12 protein-coding genes are annotated in these 13,992 nt (G+C 70.5%); 8 read left to right on the top strand and 4 right to left on the bottom strand.

Annotated features, from left to right (window positions below; genetic code table 11):
- The first annotated feature begins 1,543 nt into the window (after positions 1 to 1,543).
- The 4 genes from ABZU69_RS36205 (at position 1,544) to mshC (ending at position 5,086) form a co-directional block, all read left to right on the top strand.
- Entirely contained in the window at positions 1,544 to 2,248 is a 705-nt protein-coding gene (locus tag ABZU69_RS36205) for an MSMEG_4193 family putative phosphomutase (protein ID WP_354968749.1), read from the top strand.
- A 139-nt stretch (positions 2,249 to 2,387) separates the two neighbouring features.
- Positions 2,388 to 2,966 carry a DUF3090 domain-containing protein gene (locus ABZU69_RS36200; RefSeq protein ID WP_354968748.1) on the top strand — a complete coding sequence of 193 codons (579 nt, stop codon included), beginning with the start codon at positions 2,388 to 2,390 and terminating at the stop codon, positions 2,964 to 2,966.
- Positions 2,963 to 3,781: an SCO1664 family protein gene (locus tag ABZU69_RS36195; RefSeq protein ID WP_354968747.1), complete on the top strand. Its 819-nt coding sequence runs from the start codon at positions 2,963 to 2,965 to the stop codon at positions 3,779 to 3,781. The genes ABZU69_RS36200 and ABZU69_RS36195 overlap by 4 nt, the downstream gene beginning before the upstream one ends.
- Positions 3,782 to 3,847: 66 nt before the next feature.
- On the top strand, positions 3,848 to 5,086 hold the full coding sequence (mshC, locus tag ABZU69_RS36190) for a cysteine--1-D-myo-inosityl 2-amino-2-deoxy-alpha-D-glucopyranoside ligase (protein ID WP_354968746.1): 1,239 nt from the start codon (positions 3,848 to 3,850) through the stop codon (positions 5,084 to 5,086).
- Here mshC and ABZU69_RS36185 read toward each other — a convergent pair.
- The 3 genes from ABZU69_RS36185 to ABZU69_RS36175 all read right to left on the bottom strand — a co-directional run bounded on the left by ABZU69_RS36185 (position 5,066) and on the right by ABZU69_RS36175 (position 7,127).
- Positions 5,066 to 5,236, bottom strand: a complete 171-nt coding sequence (locus ABZU69_RS36185) for a hypothetical protein (RefSeq protein WP_354968745.1) — start codon at positions 5,234 to 5,236, stop codon at positions 5,066 to 5,068. The genes mshC and ABZU69_RS36185 overlap by 21 nt on opposite strands.
- 92 nt (positions 5,237 to 5,328) lie before the next feature.
- Positions 5,329 to 6,120, bottom strand: a complete 792-nt coding sequence (locus ABZU69_RS36180) for a GntR family transcriptional regulator (RefSeq protein WP_354968744.1) — start codon at positions 6,118 to 6,120, stop codon at positions 5,329 to 5,331.
- A 137-nt stretch (positions 6,121 to 6,257) separates the two neighbouring features.
- The gene (locus ABZU69_RS36175; RefSeq protein WP_354968743.1) at positions 6,258 to 7,127 is read right to left on the bottom strand and encodes a PAC2 family protein; all 870 of its coding nucleotides are present in this window, start codon (positions 7,125 to 7,127) and stop codon (positions 6,258 to 6,260) included.
- Between the two features lie 261 nt (positions 7,128 to 7,388).
- On the opposite strand from ABZU69_RS36175, the gene metH reads away from it, so the two are divergent.
- From metH to ABZU69_RS36155, 4 genes are all read left to right on the top strand, one after another.
- The gene (gene metH / locus ABZU69_RS36170; RefSeq protein WP_354968742.1) at positions 7,389 to 10,904 is read left to right on the top strand and encodes a methionine synthase; all 3,516 of its coding nucleotides are present in this window, start codon (positions 7,389 to 7,391) and stop codon (positions 10,902 to 10,904) included.
- A gap of 284 nt (positions 10,905 to 11,188) precedes the next feature.
- Entirely contained in the window at positions 11,189 to 11,893 is a 705-nt protein-coding gene (locus ABZU69_RS36165) for a hypothetical protein (protein ID WP_354968741.1), read from the top strand.
- Between the two features lies 1 nt (position 11,894).
- Positions 11,895 to 12,446, top strand: a complete 552-nt coding sequence (locus ABZU69_RS36160; protein WP_354968740.1) for an NUDIX hydrolase — start codon at positions 11,895 to 11,897, stop codon at positions 12,444 to 12,446.
- A 318-nt stretch (positions 12,447 to 12,764) separates the two neighbouring features.
- Positions 12,765 to 13,301: an isochorismatase family protein gene (locus tag ABZU69_RS36155; protein ID WP_354968739.1), complete on the top strand. Its 537-nt coding sequence runs from the start codon at positions 12,765 to 12,767 to the stop codon at positions 13,299 to 13,301.
- A gap of 6 nt (positions 13,302 to 13,307) precedes the next feature.
- Here the strand turns inward: ABZU69_RS36155 and ABZU69_RS36150 are convergent.
- The coding region (locus ABZU69_RS36150; RefSeq protein ID WP_354968738.1) for an IS3 family transposase at positions 13,308 to 13,992 on the bottom strand (685 nt) is incomplete at its 5' end.

Below are 13,992 nucleotides of genomic sequence, written 5' to 3'. Positions count from 1 at the left end.
GAGACCAGCAACAGACAGCATGCTCTTACGAATGATCGTGTTCATGAGAGGTCAGCTCCTTCAGGGGGGTAGACACCCACACGCCCGCTCCGGGGAACGGCGGCGCGCAGGGTGCGAGCACCTCGTCCGGCGCTTTCAACAACACGGGGGGAAAGTCTTGGAGTTCGGCGGCCGACAAGCGGGGGCTCGTGGCGCCGGGTCTGTGTGTAACGACCGCCGGGCCGCGGGCATTCCGGGGGTGGCCCATCCATCGGCACCCTGCGTGAACGGGGTGCTGGTGCGATCGTTCGCGGGGTCTGCAACGACCGGCCACCCGCGGGCATTCCAACCCGGGCCCGACCGCCATCCCAACCCCCATAGGGGCGGGGTGCCGGGCGGTGGTGCTGCGATCGTCAGGGTGTGTAACGACCCCCGGCCCGCCACGATTCCACCCCACGAGTGCAGCCGGTCACACGCCAGAGCCACCCGATACCGGACATTCGACGCGGAGATTGCCGGCTGTCGCGGGCTCAGCTCGACCGGCTGGGGTTGATCGACTCGGTATCACCGATATCGGGCCATCCGGCCGCCCGGGACACCGCGACATCCCCGAAATCGCGGACGTCCTCGAAATCGCCGACAACCCGACAACGCTGACATCGCTGACATTGAGTCGACCACCGCGAACGAGGATGAAGCGAATCCGGGGCGAGGTGGTCAACGAGGGGTATACCTCAGAGGCATATTTATGCCTCACAGGTATACCGCCCACAACAGCGACCACCGCCGCGAGGGCGGCGGGGTCACGCCCGAGGCAGGACCGAACGGGAGCGGTGAGCACCAGCGGGATACGCGCCCGGCGCGGGGAAGCGCTCACGACGACGCCCACAGGATCCGGGCTCGCCGCCGCCGCCTCGCGCGCCCGCAGCCTCGCGTCGATCATGGAGTTGTGGCGCCTCACAAACCAGACGGCTGAGGATATGTCGCCCACCGCGACTCATGCGCGACAACGAGTACCCGACCCCCGTGTCCGACACCGAGGCGGACGGCCTGCCCGGCATCGCACCCGGAACAAGAACCGGACGACGAGCGGTCCGCCCGGGATGGGACTCACCGCACTGGCCAGAGGGATCGGGACGAATAGCGATGGCCGGCGGGACGCGGATTGCCCGACCTACCCCAAGGGACAGGAACCGACCGCCCGCCGGGGATGGGCTCGCCGAATCGCACAGAGACCGGAACGAACCGACCAACCCGTCGGACGGAGCTTGCCCAAAGCCGCGCAGAGGTTGCATACGGACGGTGACCACCGACGGGGTGGGGCCCGCCGTGCCCGGCGCAGGGATCAAGCCTGACCGCCCGGAGCCGGGCACGGCGGGCCCCACCCCGCACCAACCCGGCACACCGGCCAAGGCCAGAGTTACACGCACCTCGGTGCGCCTGACCCAGGATGGGCGGTGGCGGATCCCGCGAGGCAACCCCGACGCAAACACGACATCCGACCACGCCCCACCCAGGAACCCCGCGACCGTCGAAGGCCTGGAACAGGTCATAGGGTGGTCCCGTGGCGACCCTTCTGCTTCTGCGACACGGCCGGACCACCGCGAACGCGGACGGTGGGCTGGCCGGCCGCCAGCCCGTCGAGTTGGACGAGACGGGCCGGGCCCAGGCGACCGCGGTGGGCGAGCGGCTGCGGGGGGTTCCGCTCGCGGAGGTGGTGACCAGTCCGCTCATCCGCTGCCGGCAGACCCTGGAACTGGCGCTTCCGCAGGCCGCTCCGGTGGTTGAGGAGGGGTTGATCGAGTGTGACTACGGCAGCTGGGAGGGGCAGCCGCTGAAGAAGCTCGCCAAGGAGCCGCTCTGGCCGGTGGTCCAGCAGCACCCCAGCGCGGTGGTCTTCCCGGACGGGGAGGCGATGGCCGCGATGGCAGCGCGTGCGGTGGCGGCGGTGCGCTCGTGGGACGCCCGGGTGAGCGCCGAGCACGGGCCCGAGGCGGTCTGGCTGGCGTGCAGCCACGGTGATGTGATCAAGGCCATCGTGGCGGACGCGCTCGGCGTACACCTGGATCTTTTTCAGCGGATCGTGGCCGACCCGGCGTCGGTGACCGCGATCCGGTTCACGCCGCTGCGGCCCTTTCTGGTCCGGCTCAACGACACCGGCGGCGATCTCGCCGCCCTGGTGCCGCCGCCGCGCAAGCGGCGTCGGCGGGCGACCCGCGCGGGTGATTCCGACGCGGCCGTCGGCGGTGGGGCTGGTGCGCCGCGATGACGCCGTGTCGGGTGCCGGCAGGCGGCCGAGAGGTCGCCACGCCCGGCTGCAGCCACCGGTACGCCGGGCGCGCCGCCGCCAGGGCGATTCGGGTCGGTGGGGTGCGCGATGCCATGGCGGGCCGGATAGGGTCGTGGGTATGACCCACCAGGTGCACGCCTTCGAGCCGCCGGAGCGGTTCGTCGCCGGGACCGTCGGCCCGCCGGGGGAGCGCGCGTTCTTCCTGCAGGCTCGCGGCGGCGGCCGGCTGGTCAGCGTCGCGCTGGAGAAGGTCCAGGTGTCCCTGCTCGCCGAGAAGCTGGAAGAGCTGCTCACCGAGGCGCAGCGGCGCTTCGGCGTGGACCTGCCCGAGCTGGCGCCGGTGGTGGGCGACAACGAGCCGCTGGACACTCCGGTCGACGAGGAGTTCCGGGTCGGGACACTCGGGCTGGCCTTCGACGTGGACACCGCGACCGTGGTGATCGAAGCGATCGCCGCCGGCGAGGTGGAAGCCGAGGTCGAGCTGGACGACGAGGACGACGAGGACGACGACGAGGACGACGAGCCGGACGAGGACCTGGACCGGCTCCGGGTCCGGCTCACCCCGCACGCAACCCGCCAGTTCATCGAGCGGGCCCGGCGAGTGGTGAACGCGGGACGGCCGCCGTGCCCGCTGTGCGGCCAGCCGTTGGACCCCGCCGGGCACCTCTGCCCGCGGCATAACGGTTACCACCGGTGACGTCGTCCGGCCTCCAGCCCCGCCAGGACGGCGACGCCGCGCTGCGGCTGTTGCGTGACGGCGCGCTCGACCTGGAGGGTCGGCTGGTCGACGCGTCGAACACCACCCTGCGCGGCATCCTGACGCTGGACGACCTCTCTGCGCGCTGTGTCTACAAGCCGGTCCGTGGCGAGCGCCCCCTCTGGGACTTCCCCGACGGCACCCTCGCGGGCCGGGAGGTCTCGGCGTACCTGGTCTCCCGGGACAGCAGCTGGGACCTGGTGCCGCCCACCGTGCTCCGGGACGGCCCGTTCGGGCCGGGCTCCTGCCAGCTCTGGATCGACGAGCCGGAGGACGCCGAGCCGCTGGTCGGGTTCGTGCCCGCCGGGGAGCTGCCGCCGCGCTGGTTTCCGATCGCCGCCGCCCGTGACGACGACGGCGCCGCGTACGCGCTGGCACATGCCGACGATCCGCGGCTGGCCCGGCTCGCGGTGCTCGACGCGGTGATCAACAATGCCGACCGCAAGGGTGGCCACGTGCTGGTCGGCGCCGACGACCGGATCTACGGCGTGGACCACGGGGTGAGCTTCCACGTCGAGGACAAGCTGCGTACGGTCCTCTGGGGCTGGTCCGGGAAGCAGCTGCCACCGGATGCCGTGGAGATGCTCGACGGGCTCGCCGGCCAGGTCTCCGGGGCGCTCGGCGCGGAGCTGGCCGACCACCTGACGATCAGCGAGATCGCCGAGTTGGCCGCCCGGATCGACGTGTTGCGGCAGACCGGCCGTTTCCCGCAGCCGTCCGAGGACTGGCCGGCGGTGCCCTGGCCGCCCATGTGATCCACTGTCATTTTGATCACCCGTGGGGCGGCCCGGGGCGGTCGTGGGGCTGGCTAGGCTGAGGCCATGGAGTCTTGGGCGGGACACGAGGTGCCACGGCTGCCGGGCAGGGGCGAGCCGTTGGCGTTGTACGACTCGGCGCGGCAGGGTGTCCACCCGAGTGAGCCGGCCGACGCGGGGAGCATGTACGTCTGCGGCATCACCCCGTACGACGCCACGCACCTGGGTCACGCCGCCACCATGATCACCTTCGACCTGGTGCAGCGGGTGTGGCGCGACGCCGGCCGTCCGGTGCGGTACGTGCAGAACGTCACCGACATCGACGACCCGCTGCTGGAGCGTGCCGCCCGTGACGGCGAGGACTGGGTGGTCCTGGCGATGCGCGAGACGGCGCTGTTCCGGGAGGACATGGAGGCGCTGCGGATCATCCCGCCGGAGCACTACGTGGGCGCGGTCGAGTCGATCCCGGACATCGCCGACAAGGTCGAGGTGCTGCTCAAGGACGGGGCCGCGTACCAGCTCGACGACGGCACCGGCGACGTCTACTTCGACGTCTCCGCCACCGGCCGGTACGGCTACGAGTCCAACCTGACCCGGGAGCAGATGCTGGAGATATTCCCGGAGCGTGGCGGTGACCCGGACCGGGCCGGCAAACGCGACCCACTGGACCCGCTGCTGTGGCGTGGCGCCCGCGAGGGCGAGCCGTCCTGGCCGGGCGGGGAGCTGGGCCCGGGCCGCCCCGGTTGGCACATCGAGTGCGCGGTGATCGCGCTGAACCTGCTCGGCGACCGGATCGACGTGCAGGGCGGCGGCAACGACCTGCTGTTCCCGCACCACGAAGCGTCCGCCGCGCACGCCGAGCGGCTCACCGGTCAGGCGCCGTTCGCGGAGCACTACGTGCACGCCGGAATGATCGGCCTGGACGGCGAGAAGATGTCCAAGTCCCGCGGCAACCTGGTCTTCGTCTCCCGGCTGCGCGCCGACAAGGTCGACCCGATGGCGGTCCGGCTGGCCCTGATGTCCGGGCATTACCGCAGCGACCGCACGTGGACCGACGAGCTGCTGACCGCCGCTCAGGAGCGGCTGGCGCGCTGGCGCCGAGCCGCCGCCGCGCCCGCCGGGCCGTCCGGGGCCGAGCTGCTGGCCGGGGTACGCGAACGCCTGGCCGACGACCTCGACACCCCCGGCGCCCTGGCCGTCGCCGACAACTGGGCCAACGCAACCCTCGCCGGCGCGAAGGACGACCCGGAGGCCCCAGCCCTCTTCGCCAAGACGGTGGACGCCCTACTCGGCATCCACCTCTAACCACCAGCGCCGCCGCTCCGCGCTGCGCTGCGCTGCGTCGCGTCGCGTCGTGATCGACTCGGTTTCCATGAAGGCGCGGTGTCCGGGCCGGTGCGACGCACCGATTTCCAGGAAGCCGAGTCGATCACCGCGCAACGTCGAGTCGATCATGACGTTGGCGGGCGATTCGATCTCTGCTGGACCCGTCAACCTCATGGTCGACAGGAGTGAGCAGCGGGCAGGCGCTGAGCTGGGGGTCCGGTTCAGCCCAGGACCAGGCCCGGGTCGAGGGTTGGGTCTGGGGTTGGGGCGGGGATCTTGTACTCCTCGGTGAGGGTGGTCATCGGGCCGGGCCAGGTGGCCTGGGCCACCTCGATCGGCTTGTGGTGGGCGTCGTACGCGACGTGCAGCAGGTGCAGCACCGGCGTGTCGGGCCGGATCTGAAGGGTCTCGGCCTCCTCCCGGCTGGGCTGGCGCGCGCTGATCGTGTCGGTGGCTGAGCCGTACCGCCGTCCGGTGGCCTCCTCGGCCTCCTGGTAGAGCGGCCGGCCGAACGCCTCGGCGCGCTCCAGCGAGGTGCCGGCGGTGTCGGCGGGCAGGAACCAGGAGGCGCCCACCTCGACGGGGGAGTCGTCGGTGCGCACGAGGTGTCGGCGGCAGAGCAGGTCGGTGCCGTCGGGCACCCCGAACGCGTCGGCGACCTCGGCCGGGGCGGGGGAGCGGCCGACCGAGACGAGTTGTTGCCGGTACCGGGCGGCCAGGTCGGTGTGGTAGCCGCGGAAGCCGCCGTACCGGCCGCGGGAGAGCCGGTTGAGCCGGCGGCGGGTGCCCCGGACGTACGTACCGGAACCGGGTTTGGTGATCAGGATGCCCTCGACCCGCAGCTGGTCGACGGCGCGTTGCACGGTCTGCTTGGCGACGCCGAACATCTCGGCGATGGCCGGGATGGACGGCAGCCGCTCGCCGGGCGCCCAGTCACCGCGGCGGACCTGGGCCTTGAGCTGCGCGGCGATCTGCCGGTGCGGGAACTCCGCGGCCCCGGGGTTGATCTGCATACCCGCCTCCTTGATCACAGCTAGGTTCCTAGGATGCCCTAGAGGGTGTGACCTCGCTACCCCGGACACGCGGGAGAAGACGAAAACGGGCCCCGGACCAGAAGGTCCAGGGCCCGAACGTAAACGGGGGAGAGGCGCTACCAGGAGCCCGCGGTGGGGCCCGCCGAACCGCCCCGACGCCGCAGGTACTTCTCGAACTCCTGAGCGATCTCGTCACCGGTCAACGGGGTGATCCCCTCGTCGCCGACCCGCTCCTCCAGCTCGCGGACGTACTCGCCGAGCTCGGCGTCCTGCTCGGCGGCGCTGCGCACACGCTGCTCCCACTCGGCGGACTCCTCGGCCAGGTCGGCCATCGGCACCGGCAGGTCGACGACCTCCTCGACCCGGTGCAGCAGGGCGAGGGTGGCCTTGGGGCAGGGCGGGTTGTTGGCGTAGTGCGGCACGTGCACCCAGAACGACACGGCGTCCACCTCGGCGCGGCTGCACGCGTCGTGCAGCACGCCCACGATGCCGGTCGGCCCGTCGTACCGGGTGGGGGTGAGCTGGTAGCGCTCGGCGGCCTGCGCGTCGGAGGCGCTGCCGCTGATCGGCAGCGGTCGGGTGTACGGCACGTCGGCGAGCAGCGCGCCGAGAAGCACCACCCGCTCCACCTCGAGGCTGTGGCAGATCTCCAGCACCTGCTCGCAGAACGTCCGCCAGCGCATGCTCGGCTCGATGCCCCGGATCAGCACCACGTCCCGCTCGGTGCCCTCCGGACTGGCCACCATGAAGCGGGTCGTCGGCCACTCCACCCGGCGGGTCTCCCCGTCGGCCATCGTGATGGTCGGCCGGCTGACCTGGAAGTCGTAGAAGTCCTCCGGATCCAGCTCGGTGACCGGCCGGGCGTTCCACACCTGCTCCAGGTGCTCGACCGCGGCGGTGGACGCGTCGGCCGCGTCGTTCCAGCCCTCGAACGCGGCGATGGCCACCGGGGACCGCAGCACCGGCAGTCCGTCGAACTCGGTCACGCCGTCACCTCACCCTGCTTGTCGCGGCCGACGCCGGGACCGTGCCCGGTCGTCGGGCCGTGGGGCACGGTGGCGTCCCTGTTGTCCTTCACGTCCGTCAGCCTACGTGCCGGGCCGGGGTGCGGCCCGTCGGCCGCGCCGGTCGGCCGGACCCACGACCGGGCATACGACGACGAATCGGACAGGGTGATCCCGCTGACACAATATGGGATCGGGCGCGGACGGCGTGGGGTGCGATGGCGACCGCACTAACCTGAACGGGTGCGGACTTCGTTGATGGATGTGCTGGCCGACCGGATCCTCATCGCCGACGGGGCGATGGGCACGATGCTGCAGGCCGCGGACCTCACGCTCGACGACTTCGACGGGCTGGAGGGATGCAACGAGATCCTCAACGTCACCCGGCCGGACGTGGTGCGGGGAGTGCACGACGCCTACCTGGCCGCCGGCGCGGACTGCGTGGAGACCAACACGTTCGGCGCCAACCTGGCCAACCTCGGCGAGTACGACATCCCGCACCGCATCCGGGAGCTGTCCGAGGCGGGGGCCCGGATCGCCCGGGAGGCCGCCGACGCGGCCAGCACCCCGCAGCGGCCCCGGTTCGTGCTCGGCTCGATCGGGCCGGGCACCAAGCTGCCCACCCTCGGGCACGCCGACTACGCCACCCTGCGCGACGCGTACCAGGAGAACGCCGCCGGGCTGATCGTCGGCGGGGCGGACGCGCTGATCATCGAGACCTGCCAGGACCTGCTCCAGGTCAAGGCGGCGGTGGTCGGGTCGAAGCGGGCGATGGCCGAGCTGGGCCAGCCGGTGCCGATCATCTGCCACGTCGCCGTGGAGACCACCGGCACGATGCTGGTGGGCAGCGAGATCGGCGCGGCGCTGGCGGCGATCGAGCCGCTCGGGGTGGACCTGATCGGGTTGAACTGCTCCACCGGCCCGGCGGAGATGAGCGAGCACCTGCGGTACCTGTCGCAGCACTCCCGCATCCCCCTGTCGGTGATGCCGAACGCCGGCCTGCCGGTGCTGACCGCCGACGGCGCGTACTTCCCGCTCACTCCCGTGGAGCTGGCCGACGCGCTGGAGCGGTTCAGCAGCGAGTACGGCGTGGGCCTGGTCGGTGGCTGTTGCGGCACCACGCCGGAGCACATCCGGGTGCTGGCCGAGCGGCTGCACGGCGTCACGGCCGCGTCGCGTGAGCCCCGGCACGAAGCCGGCGTCTCGTCGGTGTACCACCCGGTGCCGTTCGCCCAGGACGCCTCGGTGCTGATGGTGGGGGAGCGGACCAACGCCAACGGTTCCAAGGCGTTCCGGGAGGCGATGCTGGCCGGCGACTGGCGGGCCTGTGTGGAGATCGCCCGCAGTCAGGCGCGCGACGGCTCGCACCTGCTCGACCTCTGCGTGGACTACGTCGGCCGCGACGGCACCCAGGACATGCGGGAGTTGGCCGGCCGGTTCGCCACCGCGTCGACGCTGCCGATCATGCTGGACTCCACCGAGCCAGCCGTCGTCGAGGCCGGGCTGGAGATGCTCGGCGGCCGGTGCGTGGTCAACTCGGTGAACTTCGAGGACGGTGACGGCCCCGACTCCCGGTACGCGCGGGTGATGCCAGTCGTGCGGGAACACGGTGCGGCGGTTGTCGCGCTGCTCATCGACGAGGAGGGGCAGGCGCGTACCCGGGACTGGAAGGTCCGGGTCGCGGCGCGGCTGATCGACGATCTGACCGGCCGCTGGGGGTTGGACCGCGGCGACATCCTGATCGACGCGCTGACCTTCCCGATCGCCACCGGTCAGGAGGAGACCCGCCGCGACGGCATCGAGACGATCGAGGCGATCCGGGAGATCGCCCGCCGCTATCCGGGGGTCAATTTCACGCTGGGCATCTCGAACATCTCCTTCGGGCTCAACCCGGCAGCCCGGCAGGTGCTCAACTCGGTGTTCCTGCACGAGTGCGTGCAGGCCGGCCTGACCTCGGCGATCGTGCACGCCAGCAAGATCCTGCCGATGTCGAAGATCCCCGAGGCGCAGCGCGAGGTCGCACTGGACCTGGTCTACGACCGGCGCCGCGAGGGGTACGACCCGGTGCAGCGCTTCCTCGAGCTCTTCGAGGGCGTCGACGTGACCAGTGCCCGGGCCAGCCGGGCGCAGGAGTTGGCGGCGCTGCCGCTGGACGAGCGGCTCAAGCGGCGGATCATCGACGGCGAGCGCAACGGCCTGGAGGCGGACCTGGACGCCGCGATGGCCGGCGGCCGGGCCCCGCTGTCGATCATCAACGACATCCTGCTGGACGGGATGAAGGTGGTCGGCGAGCTGTTCGGCTCCGGGCAGATGCAGCTGCCGTTCGTGCTCCAGTCCGCCGAGGTGATGAAGACCGCGGTGGCCTACCTGGAGCCGCACATGGAGACCACCGAGGACGGCGGCAAGGGCCGCATCGTGCTGGCCACCGTGCGCGGCGACGTGCACGACATCGGCAAGAACCTGGTCGACATCATCCTGTCCAACAACGGCTACGAGGTGGTGAACATCGGCATCAAGCAGCCGATCAGCGCCATCCTGGACGCCGCCGAGCAGCACCGCGCCGACGCGATCGGCATGTCCGGGCTGCTGGTCAAGAGCACAGTGATCATGAAGGAAAACCTGGCCGAGATGGCCACCCGCGGGGTCGCGGAGCGCTGGCCGGTGCTGCTGGGCGGGGCGGCGCTCACCCGGGCCTACGTCGAGGACGACCTGCGGTCGACGTTCCCCGGGCAGGTGCACTACGCGCGGGACGCGTTCGAGGGGCTGTCCCTCATGGACAAGGTGATGACCGCCAAGCGCGGCGGCGCGCCGGTGATCGACCCGGAGCGGGAGGCGGCTCTCGCGGCCCGTCGAGCCCGCCGCGAACGGCAGCGGTCGATGGTCAGCGAGTCGCTGCCGGAGCTGCACGACTCCTCGGTCCGCTCCGACGTGGCCGCGGACGTGGCGGTGCCCACCCCGCCGTTCTTCGGCACCCGGGTGGTCAAGGGTGTGCCGATGGCCGACTACGCGGCGCTGCTCGACGAACGGGCCACCTTCCGGGGGCAGTGGGGGCTGAACGGCGCACGGGGCGGCAGCGGACCGTCCTACGAGGAGCTGGTGGAGACCGAGGGCAGGCCACGCCTGCGCTACTGGCTGGACCGGCTGATCGCCGACCAGGTGCTGGAGGCAGCCGTCGTGTACGGCTACTTCCCCGCGTACTCCGAAGGCAATGACCTGGTGGTGCTCGACGAGAACGGGCACGCGGAGCGCGCCCGGTTCTCCTTCCCCCGGCAGCGGCAGGAGCGACGGCTCTGCCTCGCGGACTTCTTCCGGCCCAAGGGCGACCAGCTCGATGTGGTCGCGTTGCAGCTGGTCACGGTCGGCCAGCCGGTCAGCGAGTACGCGGCGAAGCTGTTCGCCCGCAACGAGTACCGCGACTACCTGGAGGTGCACGGCCTCTCGGTGCAGCTCACCGAGGCCCTCGCCGAGTACTGGCACCGGCGCATCCGCGCCGAGCTGACCCTGCCCGACGGCCGCCCGCTCGCCGCCGACGACCCGGCGGACCTGGCCGGCCTGCTGCGCAACGACTACCGGGGCTGCCGGTACGCGTTCGGCTACCCGGCCTGCCCCGACCTGGAGGACCGGGCGAAGATCGTGCAGCTGCTCGGGTCGGAGCGGATCGGCGTGGAGCTGTCCGAGGAGTTCCAGCTGATGCCCGAGCAGGCCACCGACGCCATCGTGGTCCACCACCCGGAGGCGAGCTACTTCAACGCCAAGTGACGGGCGCAGGTTCCCTGACCTGCAATTCTGGCCGTCCGGAAGGCCACTGAGCCATGATCATGCCGTCTCCAGGCCGTCGACGGCTTCCGAGCCGTCCTCGGCGGCCTGGTCCTCACCGAACGCGGTGTCGATGGCTCGGCGAGTGCGGTCCTCGCTGGTCGGCAGGAGATGCGTGTAGGTCCGCAGGGCGAACCCCGGGTCGGCGTGGGCGAGGTAGGTCGACAGGCCCTTGATGCTCTCCCCGAGCTATTCAAGGCGACCGCAGTGCTTTGTGAGCTGATCGGATGGATGGCCTACGACACGTACGGCACTCTTTGGCGCCGCGGTACTTCATTCAGGCGCTGCGTTTCGCGGAGGCCACTGGCGAGCAGGCTTATGCTGCCTACGTACTGACGAGCATGGCTGACCAGGCCCTGTACCTTCGCCGACCCGACCAGGCACTCCGACTCGCCCAGGTAGCCCGGGACACAAGCACCCGGGCCGGCACGCCGGTCGCAGTTACCGAAGCATGCATCTTCGAAGCACGAGCCTTTGCCGCCCAAGGCGACGAAGCGGGCTGCACCGCGGCGCTGCTTCGCGCAGAGCAGAGCTTCAACCAGGTCGTCCCAGAAGAACGTCCGGAGTGGAGCACGCACTGGGGCGATGTGCTGTTCGCCAGCCACGCGGGCACGTGCTGCTGGGTCGAGCTCGGCAAGGCTAAGGAAGCGCGGCCCATGCTGCAACTGGTCTGGGACAACAGGAGGGTCCAAGCCCGCCGCCGCGTTTACGGTGCCGTCCAGCTGGCTCGCGTGGCACTCCTTGACGGGGACATCGAGCAGTCAACAGCCTTCGCCACGACGGCAGTTGAATCGGCCACCGGACTGACGTCTCATCGATCCCGAGAGCATCTGACACAGCTTCGGAAGCAGCTCGCACCGCACGAGCGGCAAGCCGTCGTCAGGGACTTTCAGCGGCGCGCTGATCTGCTCCTGGCCAGCCGAGGTGTATGAGGTGACCCTGCTCGGAGTTCAGTACGGTAAGGCCGTGACGTTGGCCGAGGATCTCCTCGCTGAGGGCGAGCCGGAACGCGAGTTCAACCCAGGCATTGCTGGGCGGCTGCCCCGCAAGCGGGTGGCCGGCGGCGCCCTGATCCGTGATCCCGCTGGCAGGGTGCTGTTCGTGGTGCCGGCTTACAAGCTATTCCTCGACATCCCGGGAGGTGTGGCCGACGCCGGTGAATCACCGCTGGCCGCGTGTCGCCGGGAAATCCGCGAGGAGATCGGTCTCGACCTGCCTGTCAACCGGCTGCTGGTCGTCGACTGGATTCCGGCTCACGGTGTCTGGCCCGACGGCATCATGTTCATCTTTGACGGCGGGCAGCTCGACGAGGACCAGGCCGTTGCCCTTAAGCCGACCGACGACGAACTCAAAGATCTACGGTTCCTGGCCTACGACGACGCGGTGCCGCTTCTCCGGCCGTCCATGGCACGCAGGGTGCGAGCTGCGCTCGACGCACTCGACGATGACCATTCGCAGTACGCCGAGTTCGGCCGTTCCCAGTAGCCAAGCGGGCGGCCGGCTGCCGGCGATGTCGGGTCTCAGGACGTCCGTGACAGATCAGTCTCGGGACGTGGGTGACACGTCCGGCTAGACGATCTTGTCTGAGTAGTCCAGGAGCGCTATTCAGAAGGGCTTATCGCCAGGTGCGGTAGATCCCGAGTCCGGTGACGCCCCGTAGTCTCTAAGGAAGTCGGTGAGGTGTCCGCGCCAGCCGGTGTGGAGGGTGTTCCCGTTGGTCACGTAGCGATGACGCACACTCGCCTGCGGCGGCTGCTGTTGACGGCGGTTATGCCGTGCCTGCCGGGGTGTTAGGGTCGCGAGATGCCCTCACCCCTTACCGAGCCGCTCCTCGCCGGACGCACTGCGCTGATCGTTGTGGACCTGATGCCGCGTATCGTCGAGCAGGACTTGGGTCCCCACAAGGGCGCCGACGTGGTGGCCCGGGCAAGCCGTCTGGTGACAGCGTTCCGCCGGGCAGGCGGCACCGTGGTCCTGGTCCGGGTGGATCGGCCGGGCGTCGCCGAGCAGCCGCCTGGCAGCGGGTTCGTCCCGGAGATGCAGCCGCAGCCCGGCGACATCGCTGTGGTGAAGCGGACTATCGGCGCGTTCTATGGCACAGGCTTGGCCGACCAGCTGCGGGACCGCGGCGTGAACACAGTGGTCATGGCCGGCATTGCCACGACGATGGGCGTCGAGTCGACCGCGCGCGCTGCGTCCGATCACGGGTTTGAGGTCACCTTCACGGCCGATGCGATGAGCGGCATGACGGCGGCGGAGCATGACCACGCGCTGACGGTGGTCATGCCGCGGTTCGGCGAAGTCGTCACCACTGACGAGGTGCTCGATCGGCTCAGTTGACGCCTGTCACCCGTACTGGACTGCCGGATGCAAGCGTTGCGCGAAGCGGAAAGACGTGTAGTTGAATCCACCCTGGACTCCCCTGTCCGAGTGGTGGATCAACTGGCCGTCGCGGACGTCGCGGGACCAGATGCCGTATTCGAGGGTGGCGAGGATCAGGTCGGTGTCGCAGCGGTCGGAGGTCTTCCACCCGAGGATCCGTCGGGAGAACACATCGCGGACCGCGGCCAGCCAGAACGCGCCCTGACCGCAGGGGATGCGGGTGGCGTCGGCGACCCAGAGCCGGTTCGGCCCGGTCGCGGTGAACTGCCGGTTGACCAAGTCCGGCGCCGGCGTGTGCCGCGGGTCCTGTCGCGTGGAGCCGCCGCGCCAGCCTCGACGCAGGAACGCCCCCTGCCAGCCCTGGGCCGCCATCAGCCGCTCGACGCGCTTGCGGCCGACGCGGATGCCGTCGCGGTGTAGCTGCCGGTGCACCCGGTCCGCGCCGTATGTATGCCCGGACGCCTCCCAAATCTCGTGGATGTTCGAGATCAGGCCCAGGTCAACCATGCCCCGGTCGCAGGGCTGCTCGGCCTGCTTGGCCCACGCGTAGTACGTCGAGGCGCCGATGTTGAGGACCCGTAGCAGGAGCGCGACCGCGAACTGGTCACGGTGTTCATAAATGAACGTCATGACCGTCGCCGGGTCGGGT

The organism is Micromonospora sp. NPDC005206, from assembly GCF_040608175.1.
In the GTDB taxonomy this organism is placed as follows: Bacteria; Actinomycetota; Actinomycetes; order Mycobacteriales; family Micromonosporaceae; genus Micromonospora.
Note: the sequence above shows the minus strand (reverse complement) of the source record. Positions and strands in the feature narration are given on the sequence as shown.